The organism is Vibrio sp. THAF64, assembly GCF_009363455.1.
GTDB classification, from domain to species: domain Bacteria; phylum Pseudomonadota; class Gammaproteobacteria; order Enterobacterales; family Vibrionaceae; genus Vibrio; species Vibrio coralliilyticus.
The window spans coordinates 828883-843873 of sequence record NZ_CP045355.1 but is presented as its reverse complement, the minus strand read 5'-3'; the positions used below and the strand labels follow the sequence as shown (position 1 = coordinate 843873).

Below are 14991 nucleotides of genomic sequence, written 5' to 3'. Positions count from 1 at the left end.
TTTCCTTTTCCCGCGAAAATTACTTCACACTAGTCACACGGCTGGTTTTCTCGCCTGTCGCAGATACAGAGCGGATAAACACTTCACCTTTCACACTTGGACGAGCACTGTCTGCGTAAGTTAGCCAGTTCTTGCCGTCTAGAGAGTATTGAAGCTTCACACCAGGGAACTGAACGTTCATTGAAAGCGTTCCATCTTCTACTTTCGCACCTGGTACAGGTAGGCGGTAGTCGATACCCGCTTTCTCTAGCTTAGCCAGTTCACGTTGGCCAAGTACATTGGCAAAGCGATTGTAGTCTTGGTTCAGTGCCGCTTTGTCCACTAAGTTAGAGTTTTGCGAATATTCAACACCCACTTTGTAGTCGTTTTCCCAGTCCGCACGGTGCCATGCACGCTCAGCCGCCGCTAGTACGCGAGGGAATACCATGTACTCGTACTGCTCATCGTTACGTACAGTCTCAGACCAAAGCTGTGCTGATAGACCGTAGAAAGGTTTCGCTTCGATTTCACCTTTACCAGTAAAGCCGTTGCCATCGCGGTCTACAGAAGTTTCTGCGTTCTGAGGCATGTTCTCTGGTGCAAAACCAAACATCTTACGAGTGTCTGTTGCACGCGTTGCCCAGTAGTAGCCACGCTCTTTCGGGTCAACTTCGTATGGCATGTCCATGTACACGTAGTCTGGGTTAGAAACAATCACCTCGTAACCTTTCTTAGACCACTCGTACACTGATGATGTGCCACCCCAGTATAGAACGTCCCAGAAGTTAACACGTGTGTTTTCTGTTGCGAACGCTTTCTCACCTTCGCTGTATTTAAGACCATCTTGCCAAGCTTGGAAGTTTGCAATGCCCTTCTCTGCCACAATCTTAGACACTTCTTCTGCGAAGTGGCTTGGTAGGTGGGCAAAGTCGCTTACCGTACCGTCTGCAATTAGCGTCTGACATTGTGGAGATTGTGCGAATGGCTTGTCTTGTTTAGACAGGTCAATCGTACCCTTCCAGCTTACTTTGTCTTCACCGTTCACATCTTGGAAACCAGCGCCTAGCTTGATGTTTTTCGCTTCGTCACCCCCGAAATGCCATGTTGTTAGTGGCGTGCCCGCTTCTTGGTGCATTGCTGCTACTTCTGAAATCACTTTATCAACAAAGCGAGTTGAAGATTCCATACATGGGTTGATGAAGCTTTGCTTGTTATAGAACTGAACCGTGGTTACGTTCGATGTATCTTGAGGATCCATCAGGCGGTATTCGTTTGCCTCTGCTTCTTTGCCTTCTTCCATTAGGCGGTCGTAACGTGCTTCCATTGATACCACTGCTGCACGAGCGTGTGCTGGCATATCGAATTCAGGAATCACTTCGATGTTACGCGCTTTCGCGTACTCCAAGATGTCCACGTAGTCTGCTTTGCTGAAGAAGCCAGAACCAAAGTTGTCTGATGTTGCACCTGAGCCAAGCTGAGGCAGTAAACAGCTTTTCTCTTCCAAATCGAAACAACGGTTAGCACCCACTTCAGTCAGCTCAGGCAGACCCGGGATTTCTAAACGCCAGCCTTCATCATCTGTTAGGTGAAGGTGTAGTTTGTTCATCTTGTACGCTGCCATTTGGTCAAGCGTTGCAAGGATTGCGTCTTTAGAGTGGAAGTTACGAGCCACGTCTACCATCACGCCACGGTAATCAAAACGCGGTGCATCTTTAATAGACAGTTGTGGTAGAGAATCAGCATTTTGGCTATCTACCAGGCCAAAGATAGATTGTACTGCGTAGAAAGCACCTGCTTGGTCAAACGCTTTAATCGCAATACCGTCGCCTTTGATGCTCATTTCGTAAGCACCAGATTTTGCTAATTCACCGGTGAAGTCTGCAGGAACAACAGTGATGCTTACAGGAAGGGAGCCTTGAACATCCACACCTACCACTTCTGCACGATCTTGAATTGCTGCGTATTGAGTCGCATCGAATGCGTCTTTAGGCAGCGCAATACCCGCCGCGATATCTACCGTACCTTTACCTGCTTCAACAGACATTGGCGTTGGTAGTAACGTGGTTGATACGTCTTGTTTTGCTAGGTCTTCGTTCTTCTCGAAACGAGACACCGCGTTTGCAAATACGTTGTTGTCATCTGGCGTACGTTTTAGGTTGTTACCCTCAAGGCCCGTCACGAAAGATGCAACATCTTCTGTGTTAAGAGAAGCGATCATCTTAGGCTCTGCATTTGGTGCTGCAACGAACGCGCCTGGCATGAAGTCAGTTTCAAATAGCTGCCAGTATTCAGCAACAAGAGGAAGCACAACCTCTTCACCCGCAGCAAAACCATCAAACTTATCTGTTGGTTCTAATTTGTGTAGGTCACCCGTTACGCGAGAGATTTTGAACTGATCGTTTTCAACATCCAAAATCAGACGAATGCTGTGGAAGTAAATAGCCCAATCTTTAGAGTCAACCGCTTCACCTTGGTTAACTAGCGTCATGTTTACTTTGTTACAAGACGCCCACTCAGCGCCCATGTCTTGACATGCAAGACCTTCATTTGCGCCGTGGTTAGTCAACACTTCATATTGAATATCAAGATTACTGGCGAGCGAATTAACAACACTTTGCTCATTAGATTGAAATGCAGAGCAACCTGCTAGTGATGCGACAACCGATACCGCGATCAGACTTTGTTTAAACATCTTACTTACCCCAATACGTAAATAGAGCCGAAAAAGTCAGCTCGAAAACTAAGAATAGAAACAACATATCTCGATTTATTTTTAGTCGTAAAATTAAACTCTAGTGAAAGTGATCGTGTTCAAAACTCAAGATTTATAAAAACAAAATGATATTTAAAAACAAAAACTTACAATCTACGTTAAAATCAACACAAATCATTTGACGGTATTACTGAGAATTTGATCGCACCTATTCATAACAACAACAAATGAATTAGGACTTAGATCACAAGACAGCAATCATCCGATTACGCTAAGCTAGGATGTAAAATAGAAAAGTGTGATTTTAGACGCAGTTTGCTCTCGTTAAACCACGTCAAAACCTAACCATTTCAACAAATTTTCCGTAAGGCGACAGACCCTATGTATAAATTTTGTCTACTGTTTCTGACTCTGGCCATCTCAACCTCCTCTGTAGCAGAACCTCTCTACTGGCAGGCTCAGAAGGGGAAACTCAACTATTTAATTCTGGGTTCAGTGCATGTCGGAGATGAAAGCATGTACCCACTGCCTCAAACTATCACTGAACGGCTTAAGTCCAGTGACGGGTTAATCATGGAAACAGACATACGCAAAACACAAGGGGTCAGCTACCCGCCTGTAACATTACAGACCAAAGATGTCCTGAGCCCTGCACAGCAAAGCGAGCTTAAAGGGATAGCTAATCTACTTAACATGGACCAACAACAGTTGATGCTGTCCCCGCCATGGGCAACCGCGCTCGCATTACAGATGAAACAAATCGAGTACCTCGGCTACCAGGCAGCTTATGGCATCGATACTCATTTGATGTACAAAGCTACTCTCCAAGACATTCCCGTTATTAGTTTGGAGTCGATTCAGTTTCAGATTGATTTACTTACAGGACAAAAAGAAGCGGGTAAAGAGCTATTGGTTAGCGCTATTGAAGAGTTTGACCACTCAGAAGATGCCACTCACTGCCTGATAGAAAGTTGGAAAGCGGGTGATTTGGATAAGTTGAATGAATTCGCCAGCCTGACAGAAGTGTCTCCAGAGTTTCAACAGAGTTTTATGACCCAGAGAAATATCGACTGGGCGAAACAAATGTCAGAACCAAGTTGGTCCCCCAAACGCAAGGGCTCTTACGTGATGGTTGTCGGTGCATTACATCTGATTGGTGAGCAAAGTGTTTTGAACTTGCTCAAAGACAGCGGTTTTAAGATCTCACAGCTTTCGCAGAGTAAGGCCGCGAACTGTGAATTTGAGTATTAGTCGTTGTAGCAATAAGTTTGCTGTTGAAAAGAGAAAAGCCCGCTCAAATAGCGGGCTTTCTTATATATGCTCGTGAAGAGCCAGGCTCTAACATCAGACGAACCTCACTCGGGTTCTAATCCTGTTATCCATGCTCTAAAATGACGAAAGCCTGCTTTAGAAGCAGGCTTTCTTAATGTGGTCGGTGAAGAGGGATTCGAACCCCCGACCCTCTGGTCCCAAACCAGATGCGCTACCAAGCTGCGCTATTCACCGAGATGTTTCTTCGAGCTGATTGCCCGTCAACGAAGGCGTATATTACGGATTCTGATCGTTAACGCAAGCCATTTTACTAAGTTTTTTTACATTTAGGCTTGTTTGACTAAAACACCACCAATGGGTGATAAAATGTGAGCACAAACACAGCACAAGAAACAAATACGCAACCAAAACCATACAATTGATCCAGATCAGTGCCGGTATTGTAACCGTCTATTAATTTAATCCATGTCATCACTATTTTGGATTTGGAGGAAACATGGACTTTTGGCTGAATCTCCTGTTTGGTAATGCAGTTGGACTATCTTCAATGCTAGTCATCTTTGGGGCTTTAGGTCTTATGCTTTTTTATGGCGGTTACTTCATATACAAAGTAATGAACGACAAATCTCCTCACTAGATCGCTTAGCCCTATTTTCGAATAGAGTATCGCTATGCACCGAAGTAGATTCTCTGTCTACTTCGGTTTTTTATTTCCAGTAACCTAAATCTCTGCACCATTATTGGCTGTCATAGGTATAATAAGTTTACCGATTCCCTACTCTGAGATGCAGTTATGTCTCACGATGATGATTTCGCTTTGTTCCAAGAAATGATGGGTGACGTAACACCAATCAAACAAGATACAACCGAACATAAAAAACACCATAAGGTCACTGAAGCACAGCTTGCTAAACGCGAAGCTGCTATCTGGTTAACCGAAGATGACCCAGAATATTTGTCAGTAGACCATGCTCCCATGCTGAAGCCTGAAGACCTCATCGAGTTTAAGCGAGATGGTGTTCAGGAAGGCGTCTACCGAAAGTTACGCTTGGGCAAATACCCCATCCAAGCCCGTCTTGATTTGCACCGCCGCACCTTGAAGGAAGCTCGGGATGAAGTGGTTAAATTCCTCAAACAGTGCATAAAAATGGATATCAGAACGGTCGTCATCGTTCACGGCCGTGGTGAGAAATCTAATCCACCAGCCCTAATGAAAAGCTATGTAGCACAATGGTTAGAACAAATTCGCGACGTACAATGCGTTCATAGTGCACAGCGCTTTCATGGTGGCAGCGGCGCCGTTTATGTCATGCTGCGCAAAAGTTCAGATAAGAAACTCGAAAACCGAGAACGTCATCAAAAGCGTCTTGGTTAACCAAGATATCTTCTAAGTAATATTAAACTTACTCAGATGGCATAACAGTGCTAGAATGTTCAGGCAGCCTAACGGGCTGCTTTTTCATTTTTAGATTAATGCCGTTGTGAAACGTTAGAGAGAACAACATGTCACAAGATGCCAAACGCTTAAACAAATTCATTAGTGAGACGGGCTTTTGCTCACGCCGCGAAGCCGACCGCCTGATTGAACAGGGTCGTGTCACGATTAATGGCAAAGTCCCTGAAATGGGGACTAAAGTTCTACCGGGCGACGATGTTTGCGTTGATGATAAGCCGATCAGCGCCGTAACAGACAAGCCTGTTTATATCGCTTTGAATAAGCCGACTGGCATCACCTGTACCACTGAACGTGATATTCCCGGCAACATTGTTGATTTCATTGGCCACAAGAAGCGTATCTTTCCTATCGGTCGTCTAGACAAACCATCTGATGGCTTGATCTTTCTGACCAATGACGGTGATATCGTCAACAAGATTCTCCGTGCCGGCAACAATCACGAAAAAGAGTATGTTGTCCGTGTCGATAAACCCATTACTGAACAGTTCATCAAAAAAATGAGCTCGGGTGTGGATATCCTCGATACCACAACGCTTCCGTGTAAAGTCAGTAAAGAAACAAAGTTCTCTTTCCGCATTGTCCTCACTCAGGGCCTGAACCGACAAATTCGTCGTATGTGTGAAGCTCTGGGTTACGAAGTATTCAAGCTTCGTCGCGTTCGCATTATGAATATCACCCTCGATGGAATCCCGAACGGTCAGTGGCGCTACCTAAGCGACGACGAGATCGGAGAAATTCTCGCTATGTGTGAGTCATCGAGTGGAACGGAAGACGCCTCAAAAGTGGATGCACGTGGTCGCAACATTCGCAAAGCAACTGACGCCAAACTATTCGACAGTCGTGAAGAAAATCAGGAGTCGAAAGCTCGCCGTAATCAAAAGCAGCGCACCTTCAAGGGCAAAAATGCCGAAGAATTTCGCCATGCTCCTAATTCTAAAAAAGGGCGGGGAGGAAAATCCGATTCCAAATCTAAACCGAGCACCAATAAAGGCAAAAGCGTCTACAAGCCAAAGTCAGATAAGCCCGCTCAGCGACCATCAAACAAGCCTCGTACAGGCGGTACATTAAGTTTGAAGAAATAGTCGTTTAGCGCAACATGATCATAAAAAGGGAGCCAATGGCTCCCTTTATAATTTTCTTTCAATCTTCGATTTATACTGTACCGAAGATCTTATCGCCTGCATCACCAAGACCAGGAACGATGTAGCCTTTGTCGTTTAGCTTCTCATCGATAGCCGCAGTGAACAGTTCAACATCTGGGTGTGCTTTTTCTAGCGCTTCAATACCTTCTGGAGCAGCAACAAGCACAAGAACCTTGATAGACTTACAGCCTTTCTCTTTCAGCAAATCGATCGTAGCGATCATCGAACCACCAGTAGCTAGCATTGGGTCAACAACCAGAGCAATACGCTCATCCATGTTTGAAGCAAGCTTGTTAAAGTATGGTACTGGCTCTAGTGTTTCTTCATCGCGGTAGATACCAACAACACTAATACGAGCGCTTGGCATATGCTCAAGAACACCATCCATCATACCAAGACCTGCACGCAGGATTGGCACAACCGTTACTTTCTTGCCTTTAATCTGGTCTACTTCTACTGGACCATTCCAACCTTCAATGGTTACTTTCTCAGTTTCAAAGTCTGCAGTTGCTTCGTAAGTCAGTAGGCTACCAACTTCAGTTGCTAGCTCACGAAAGCGCTTAGTGCTGATCTCACCTTCTCTCATTAGACCAAGTTTGTGTTTAACAAGAGGGTGTTTTACTTCAACAACTTTCATTTCCATCTCCGGATACATAGGTGATTTTTAAACAAACCTTCAGATTATAAACGATTTCGTTCTCAATTTCTTGCGATAGAACAAAAGAAAAAACCAGCGCAAACGTTTGCTATATTGGTTTGTCCGCTGTTAGAATAGCGCCGATTTCATATCCAACTTTCAAACTGAGGACTTCCTTGTGAGTGCTGATAACACTTCTCTTAGCTATAAAGACGCTGGCGTAGATATCGATGCAGGTAACGCACTAGTAGACCGCATCAAAGGTGCCGTTAAACGTACTCGTCGCCCAGAAGTAATGGGTGGTATTGGTGGTTTTGGTGCTTTGTGCGAGCTACCAACAAAATATAAGCAGCCGGTACTTGTCTCAGGTACTGATGGTGTTGGTACAAAACTACGCCTTGCACTGGATATGAACAAACATGACACCATCGGCGTCGATCTTGTCGCTATGTGCGTTAATGACTTGATTGTTCAAGGTGCTGAGCCGCTATTCTTCCTAGATTATTACGCAACTGGCAAGCTGGATGTAGACACTGCTGCCGACGTCGTTACTGGCATTGCAGATGGTTGTATTCAAGCTGGCTGTGCTCTAATTGGTGGTGAAACCGCTGAAATGCCTGGCATGTACGAAGGCGAAGATTATGACGTCGCGGGATTCTGTGTCGGCGTAGTTGAAAAAGAAGACGTTATCGATGGCAGCAAAGTCGCGGCAGGTGATGCGCTTATCGCGGTAGGTTCAAGTGGTCCTCACTCAAATGGCTATTCACTCATTCGTAAGATTCTCGAAATATCAGGCGCGGATAAAAACGAAGAGTTAGCGGGTCGTACTATTGGTGAGCACTTACTAGAGCCAACAAAAATTTACATTAAATCTGCGCTTAAAATGATTGAAGCGCATGATATCCATGCCATTTCTCACATCACTGGCGGTGGTTTCTGGGAAAATATTCCTCGTGTCCTGCCTGAAGGCACCAAAGCCGTTATCGATGGCAATAGCTGGGAATGGCCGGTGATCTTCAACTGGCTGCAAGAAAAAGGCAATGTGACCACTCATGAAATGTACCGCACATTCAACTGTGGTGTTGGTCTAGTGATTGCGCTGCCAAAAGAACAAGCAAACGCGGCAGTGGCGTTGCTTGAAGCAGAAGGCGAGAAAGCATGGATTATTGGTGAAATCGCCAATGCAAGTGCAGATGAAGAACAAGTAGAGATCAAATAAATTATGAAGAGTATTGTTGTTTTAGTTTCAGGAAATGGTTCGAACTTACAGGCGATTATTGATGCTTGTGAAACCAAGATCAGTACTGGCCGAGTGACCGCTGTTTTTTCAAACAAAGCAACAGCTTATGGCTTAGAGCGTGCTAAGAAAGCAGGTGCAGCCGCACACTCTTTGGATCCGAAATCATTCGATACACGCGACGCGTTTGATCATGAATTGATGAAGCAGATTGATGAATACAAGCCAGATGTCATTGTACTCGCGGGTTACATGCGCATCTTAAGTGGCGAATTCGTTCGCCACTACAGAGGTCGAATGATCAATATCCACCCTTCTCTACTACCGAAATACCCAGGCCTGAACACATACCAGCGAGCCATTCATGCCGGAGATGAAGAACACGGCACCAGTGTTCACTTTGTTACTGAACAACTGGATGGTGGGCCGGTAATCCTACAGGCTAAAGTGCCTATCTTCGATGAAGATACAGTTGAGACATTAACCGAACGTGTTCAAACGCAAGAACATAAGATTTATCCTCTGGTCGTACAGTGGCTAGTTGAAGAACGTTTGGTAATGAAAGATGAGAAGGAAGCTTATCTTGATGGCAAGCTACTGGGAACTCATGGGTACGCCCAAGAATAACATTTCGGAAAACAATATATGAAAAGGCGAGCTGAATGCTCGCCTTTTTGTTATCACGTATTAATCTTCTATTCATCTCACCTGATTTAGTCTGAACAAAACTAAGGAGGTCCGGAATGGATTTGAAAGGTTTATTAAATCAAGCGTTAAACTCAGACCTTGTTCGTCAGGGTCAACAAAAAGTGCAGCAACAGTCCGGTTCGAACACGCTAAAGTCCCTTGGAGCAGGCGCTGTGGGTGGTGGCTTAGTCAACCTACTCATGGGGTCTAAAAAAAGTAAAAAACTTGGCAAAAAGGTCGGCAAAAATGCACTCAAAATTGGTGGTGCGGCGGCTTTAGGGGCACTGGCTTATACCGTTTACAATAACTGGCAGGGCAAACAAAGTACCGCTTCATCACAAGAAGATTTTAATGCCCACGATGCTATTCATAACGAGCTCATCATCAAAGCTATGATTGCTGCTGCAAAAGCTGATGGTCATGTCGATGCAGAAGAAATGCAGCGCATAGAATCCACGCTGAAAGAAGCAGGTGCGGATGCTGGGTTACAGACCATGCTACACAATGAGCTAAACAAACCTCTCGATCCAAGCGAAATTGCTCGGCTCGCTCAATCACCACAACAAGCTTCAGAGATTTATCTCGCGTCTCTAATTGTTGTCGATGAACAGAATTTCATGGAGAAAACCTATTTGCAGGAGTTAGCCAAGCAGTTACAACTAGCACCAGAAGTGACTTTGCAGCTTGAACAACAACTGCAAAACTAAGCCAAAGCGAATAAAGATCCAGCAGCTCAGCCTAGAGTTTGAGCCAGAACAAACAGCTGCTTTGAGTTTCATTGACAGCCTGTGTATATTTGAGAGCAGTTCTCATTTAATTATTAGGTTAACAACATGAAAGTATATGATTGCTGCGACTTAGTCCGCGAGCTCTACGCGCAAATCGGCAGTGGCGACCAAGCCTATGTGCCTAAAGCGATTACTTGTTCACTACGAGCGTTAAACGATATTGCGGCGGATACTAGTCTACCGCAACATGTAAGAGACAAAGCGGCGTTTGCCGCAGCGAATCTGCTGATTTCAGATTTCGAGGATAAATAATGAACTTGGCGAACTTTGAGACGATGGATCCAATAATGCTGATGAGCATCGTCAACATGAAACTACGAGATGACTTTGGTGGTGATTTAGATAAGCTGGCGACGTATTTTGATATCGATAAGTCAGCACTGGAGACTAAACTCGCTTCCGCAGGTTTTGATTTCCTACCAGAAGCAGGACAATTTCGCTAATCAAAGCGTTATCGGATACAAAAAACCGCCTAAGCAGGCGGTTTTTTATTAGAAGTGATTACTCTTCGTCGAAAAAGTCATCTTCATCATCTAATTCAGCTTGCGCTGCGGCTGCGCGCTTCGCTTCTTCGTAACGTGCTTTCTTTTCAGCGGCTTCTTGCGCTAGGCGCTCTTCACGTTCAACACGAACTTTACGTGCTTCGCCTTTTCGTTCGTTACGTGCCGCTTGGTTTTGAATAAAACCAGCTAGCTCTTTGTCCGCCCATTCTTGCGCTAGAGCTTCTGTTTCAAAGCCTGCTTCTCGCTTAGATACAGATGTTTTACGTGAAGTCACTTGGCGAGTAATTTCTGCACACCAACCGTTACGCTTTTCAGTCACACGAATGGCAAATTTTTTGTTGTTCGACATATTCATTTCCTAAGGGATTCTAATGGAGTATTGAGGGATTTAGCCATCCCTTGGCAAGCGCGGTATTAGAGCGCAAAAAAGAGCCCTTGGCTATAGATTTTTCAACAAATAAAAAAGCGCAGACCTTACGATCTGCGCGTTTACTTTGTAGTGACGATTAAAGTCGATTAACCGATGTTCTTACGTGCGTTTTGGAACATGCGCATCCAAGCGCCATTCTCGCCCCAGCCTTCTGGAGACCAAGAGTTCGCCACTGTGCGGAATACACGCTCTGGGTGCGGCATCATGATAGTCACGCGGCCATCTTGAGTCGTTAGACCTGTGATTGCGTTTGGTGAACCGTTCGGGTTGTTCGGGTATTGTTGAGTTGCATTACCGTGGTTGTCCACGTAACGCACTGCAACCGTTCCTGATGCTTCAATCGCCGCTAGGTGGTCTGCATCGCGTACTTCTACGCGGCCTTCACCGTGAGACACTGCGATTGGCATACGAGAACCTTCCATACCGTCAAAGAAGACAGAATCAGACTTCTGCACTTCCACTAGGCTGAACCGAGCTTCAAAACGCTCAGATTCGTTACGAACGAAGCGTGGCCATAGGTCTGCACCCGGGATTAGCTCTTTCAGGTTCGATAGCATCTGACAGCCGTTACACACACCTAGAGAGAACGTATCTTCGCGCAGGAAGAAGCCTTCGAACTGGTTACGAGCTTGCTCGTTGAACAAGATAGACTTCGCCCAACCTTCACCCGCACCTAGTACGTCACCGTAAGAGAAACCGCCACAAGCCACTAGGCCTTGGTACTCTTCAAGAACAGCTTGACCCGTTAGGATATCGCTCATATGGATATCAGTCGCTTCAAAGCCTGCACGGTCGAACGCTGCTGCCATCTCAACGTGAGAGTTAACGCCCTGCTCACGTAGGATTGCCATCTTAGGCTTAGCGCCTTTCGCGATATATGGCGCTGCAATATCTTCGTTCACATCAAAGCTTAGTTTCACGTTCAGACCTGGATCTGAGTTGTCTTTCTTCGCTTCGTGCTCTTGGTCAGCACATGCTGGGTTATCACGTAGACCTTGCATCTTGTGCGTTGTCTCAGCCCAGATAGTACGTAGTTCAGTACGGTTACGCTCTAGAACCACTGTGTCACCAGAAGTGATGACTAGCTCGTCTGACGCTTCAACAGAACCGATAACGTGTGAACATGCTTCAAGGCCGTTCGCAGCTAGCGTTGAAAATACAGCGTCTAGATCATCATTCTTAACCTGAAGTACTGCTCCTAGCTCTTCGTTAAATAGCGCTGCTAGTGCGTCATCACCTAGGTCAGCGATGTCCGCTTTAACACCACAGTGACCTGCGAATGCCATCTCAGCAAGCGTAGCGAATAGACCGCCATCACCCTTATCGTGGTATGCCACTACTTGGTCGTTCGCAACAAGTGCTTGAACGCCTTCGTAGAAACCTTTTAGTTGTGCTGCGTTGTCTACGTCTGCTGGCTTGTCACCAAGCTGCTTGTAAACCTGTGCTAGTGCTGTTGCGCCTAGACGGTTTTGACCGTTACCTAGATCGATAAGAACCAGTGACGTGTCACCTTTGTCTGTGCGTAATTGCGGAGTGATTGTCTTACGAACATCTTCAACACGAGCAAACGCAGTGATGATCAGAGATAGTGGCGAAGTAACTTCTTTCTGCTCGCCATTCTCTTCCCACTTGGTCTTCATCGACATTGAGTCTTTACCCACAGGGATCGTTAGGCCAAGTGCTGGACATAGCTCTTCACCCACCGCTTTAACCGCTTCGTAAAGACCTGCATCTTCACCTGGGTGACCTGCTGGAGACATCCAGTTTGCAGACAGTTTAATGTGTTTGATATCACCGATGTTTGTCGCAGCGATGTTCGTGATTGCCTCACCAACAGCCAGACGAGCTGAAGCACCAAAGTCTAGTAGGGCAACTGGTGTACGCTCACCCATCGACATCGCTTCACCGTGATAAGTGTCGTAGCTTGCTGCGGTTACTGCGCAGTTTGCTACTGGAACCTGCCACGGGCCAACCATTTGGTCACGCGCAACAAGACCAGTCACCGTGCGGTCACCGATCGTGATTAGGAATGTTTTTTCTGCAACCGTTGGAAGACGTAGAACGCGATCTGCTGCTTCGTTGAGCTCAATGCCGTCACGGTTTACTGCTGGGTTGTTCGCTTTTAGCGTTTTTGCATCACGGTGCATCTTAGGCGTCTTGCCTAGAAGTACGTCCATTGGCATGTCGATTGGCGTGTTGTCGAAGTGTGAATCTTCTAGTTTCAGATCGCGCTCTTCTGTTGCAACACCGACTACTGCGTATGGTGCACGCTCACGCTTACAGATTGCGTCGAATACTTCCATGTTCTCTGGCGCAACTGCCATTACGTAACGCTCTTGAGATTCGTTACACCAGATCTCAAGTGGGCTCATGCCTGGTTCGTCGTTTGGTACGTCACGCAGTTGGAAGATACCACCACGTTCGCCATCGTCTACAAGCTCTGGAAGTGCGTTAGAGATACCGCCCGCGCCCACATCATGGATGAACGCAATTGGGTTAGCATCGCCAAGTTGCCAACAACGGTCGATCACTTCCTGACAGCGACGCTCCATCTCTGGGTTCTCACGCTGTACTGAAGCAAAGTCTAAATCTTCTGCGGATTGACCAGACGCCATTGAAGATGCTGCACCGCCACCAAGGCCGATGTTCATTGCAGGACCACCAAGAACGATTAGGCTTGCACCGACTGGGATCTCTTTCTTCTGCACGTGCTCGTCACGGATGTTACCCATACCACCAGCAATCATGATTGGCTTGTGGTAACCACGAACCTCTTCACCGGCGTGAGAGTTCACTTTTTCTTCGTAAGTACGGAAGTAACCCAGTAAGTTTGGACGACCAAATTCGTTGTTGAACGCCGCGCCACCAAGTGGGCCTTCGAGCATGATATCTAGTGCGTTAACGATGCGACCCGGCTTACCGAAGTCTGTTTCCCATGGCTGTTCAAAACCAGGAATACGTAGGTTAGATGTCGTGAAACCAACTAGACCGGCTTTTGGCTTACCGCCAATACCTGTTGCGCCTTCGTCGCGGATTTCACCACCAGAGCCAGTAGATGCGCCCGGCCAAGGAGAGATAGCCGTTGGGTGGTTGTGCGTTTCCACCTTCATTAGGATGTGCGCTTTCTCTTGATTGTAACCGTACTGGCGAGTTTCTGGGTTCGGGAAGAAACGACCTACATCTGAACCTACCATTACCGCTGCGTTATCTTTGTAAGCAGACAGTACATTTTCTGGTGTGGTTTCGAAGGTATTCTTGATCATCTTGAACAGAGACTTTTCTTGCTTAACACCGTCGATAGTCCAGTCTGCATTGAAGATCTTGTGACGACAGTGCTCTGAGTTCGCTTGTGCAAACATCATGAGCTCGATGTCAGTTGGGTTACGGTCTAGCTTGTTTACGAACGCATCGTAAAGGTATTCAATTTCGTCATCAGCAAGTGCAAGACCTAGGGTAACGTTTGCGTTTTCAAGCGCAGCGCGGCCGCCATTAAGTAGATCAACATCAGCAACTGGTGCTGGTTCCGCAACTTGGAAAAGTGCAGCGGCAGAGTCAAAATCTGTGAAAACTACTTCCATCATACGATCGTGAAGGATCGCCTTTAGCTCAACGAGTTGAAGCTCAGAAAGTTCTGCTGGTGTTTCGATGTAGTAAGCCGTACCACGCTCTAGACGAACGACTTTATCTAGACCACAGTTATTAGCAATGTCAGTCGATTTTGAAGACCAAGGCGAGATAGTGCCAGGGCGAGGAGTAGCAAGTAGAAGAAGACCTGCAGGCTCGTGCTCTTCAATTGTAGGACCGTAAGTTAGGAGCTTTTCCAACTTCTCAACTTCTTGAGAATCAAGATCTGCTGATAATTCAGCAAAGTGAGCAAACTCAGCGTAAATACCTGTTACAGGTAAGCTTAATTCACGACAAAGCTCTAGAAGCTTGTTAACACGAAACTCAGAAAGAGCTGGGGAGCCACGCAAAATTCTCATGTGCTTAGGTCTCTTATGCAATTGATTAAGGTGATATTGGAATAAATTCAGTGGGTTAGACTGTTTTACTTCGAAGCTATTCCCTAAGGATTAAAAACCTATGCCGATTTCACCTCTCCTTTGCGGGCGCATTATAAAGGAATTATTTTTGTGATGTAACACCA

General features: G+C 46.0%; 13 protein-coding genes and 1 tRNA gene. 9 read left to right on the top strand and 5 right to left on the bottom strand.

Going from position 1 to position 14991, the window contains the following annotated elements; genetic code table 11:
* Window positions 1–19: 19 nt before the first annotated feature.
* Window positions 20–2671, bottom strand: a complete 2652-nt coding sequence (locus FIU99_RS03855; protein WP_006959600.1) for a beta-N-acetylhexosaminidase — start codon at window positions 2669–2671, stop codon at window positions 20–22.
* A gap of 402 nt (window positions 2672–3073) precedes the next feature.
* Here FIU99_RS03855 and FIU99_RS03850 point away from each other — a divergent pair, with 402 nt between their 5' ends.
* Entirely contained in the window at window positions 3074–3943 is an 870-nt protein-coding gene (locus FIU99_RS03850; protein ID WP_039951726.1) for a TraB/GumN family protein, read from the top strand.
* 178 nt (window positions 3944–4121) lie between these two features.
* Here the strand turns inward: FIU99_RS03850 and FIU99_RS03845 are convergent.
* Window positions 4122–4198 (bottom strand) — tRNA-Pro (locus FIU99_RS03845).
* Between the two features lie 262 nt (window positions 4199–4460).
* Between FIU99_RS03845 and FIU99_RS03840 the strand changes: the two genes are divergently transcribed.
* The 3 genes from FIU99_RS03840 to rluF all read left to right on the top strand — a co-directional run bounded on the left by FIU99_RS03840 (window position 4461) and on the right by rluF (window position 6502).
* Window positions 4461–4601: a DUF3149 domain-containing protein gene (locus FIU99_RS03840; protein WP_006959603.1), complete on the top strand. Its 141-nt coding sequence runs from the start codon at window positions 4461–4463 to the stop codon at window positions 4599–4601.
* 156 nt (window positions 4602–4757) lie between these two features.
* The gene (smrA, locus tag FIU99_RS03835; protein ID WP_006959604.1) at window positions 4758–5339 is read left to right on the top strand and encodes a DNA endonuclease SmrA; all 582 of its coding nucleotides are present in this window, start codon (window positions 4758–4760) and stop codon (window positions 5337–5339) included.
* A gap of 128 nt (window positions 5340–5467) precedes the next feature.
* Window positions 5468–6502: a 23S rRNA pseudouridine(2604) synthase RluF gene (gene rluF / locus FIU99_RS03830; RefSeq protein WP_006959605.1), complete on the top strand. Its 1035-nt coding sequence runs from the start codon at window positions 5468–5470 to the stop codon at window positions 6500–6502.
* Between the two features lie 70 nt (window positions 6503–6572).
* Here rluF and upp read toward each other — a convergent pair whose 3' ends face one another.
* On the bottom strand, window positions 6573–7199 hold the full coding sequence (gene upp / locus FIU99_RS03825; RefSeq protein WP_019275559.1) for a uracil phosphoribosyltransferase: 627 nt from the start codon (window positions 7197–7199) through the stop codon (window positions 6573–6575).
* A 178-nt stretch (window positions 7200–7377) separates the two neighbouring features.
* Between upp and purM the strand changes: the two genes are divergently transcribed.
* From purM to FIU99_RS03800, 5 genes are all read left to right on the top strand, one after another.
* Window positions 7378–8418: a phosphoribosylformylglycinamidine cyclo-ligase gene (purM, locus tag FIU99_RS03820; RefSeq protein WP_006959607.1), complete on the top strand. Its 1041-nt coding sequence runs from the start codon at window positions 7378–7380 to the stop codon at window positions 8416–8418.
* Between the two features lie 3 nt (window positions 8419–8421).
* The gene (gene purN / locus FIU99_RS03815) at window positions 8422–9063 is read left to right on the top strand and encodes a phosphoribosylglycinamide formyltransferase (RefSeq protein ID WP_006959608.1); all 642 of its coding nucleotides are present in this window, start codon (window positions 8422–8424) and stop codon (window positions 9061–9063) included.
* A 116-nt stretch (window positions 9064–9179) separates the two neighbouring features.
* Window positions 9180–9830 carry a tellurite resistance TerB family protein gene (locus FIU99_RS03810; RefSeq protein ID WP_152472039.1) on the top strand — a complete coding sequence of 217 codons (651 nt, stop codon included), beginning with the start codon at window positions 9180–9182 and terminating at the stop codon, window positions 9828–9830.
* Between the two features lie 126 nt (window positions 9831–9956).
* Window positions 9957–10163 carry a YaeP family protein gene (locus FIU99_RS03805; protein WP_006959610.1) on the top strand — a complete coding sequence of 69 codons (207 nt, stop codon included), beginning with the start codon at window positions 9957–9959 and terminating at the stop codon, window positions 10161–10163.
* Entirely contained in the window at window positions 10163–10354 is a 192-nt protein-coding gene (locus tag FIU99_RS03800) for a DUF4250 domain-containing protein (protein WP_006959611.1), read from the top strand. The genes FIU99_RS03805 and FIU99_RS03800 overlap by 1 nt, the downstream gene beginning before the upstream one ends.
* Before the next feature lie 58 nt (window positions 10355–10412).
* On the opposite strand, the gene FIU99_RS03795 is transcribed toward FIU99_RS03800, so the two are convergent.
* Together FIU99_RS03795 and purL are read right to left on the bottom strand one after the other, a co-directional pair.
* Complete coding sequence (locus FIU99_RS03795; RefSeq protein WP_006959612.1) at window positions 10413–10763, bottom strand: DUF3622 domain-containing protein; 351 nt, start codon at window positions 10761–10763, stop codon at window positions 10413–10415.
* Window positions 10764–10930: 167 nt separating this feature from the next.
* Window positions 10931–14827: a phosphoribosylformylglycinamidine synthase gene (gene purL / locus FIU99_RS03790; RefSeq protein WP_006959613.1), complete on the bottom strand. Its 3897-nt coding sequence runs from the start codon at window positions 14825–14827 to the stop codon at window positions 10931–10933.
* Window positions 14828–14991 lie beyond the last annotated feature (164 nt).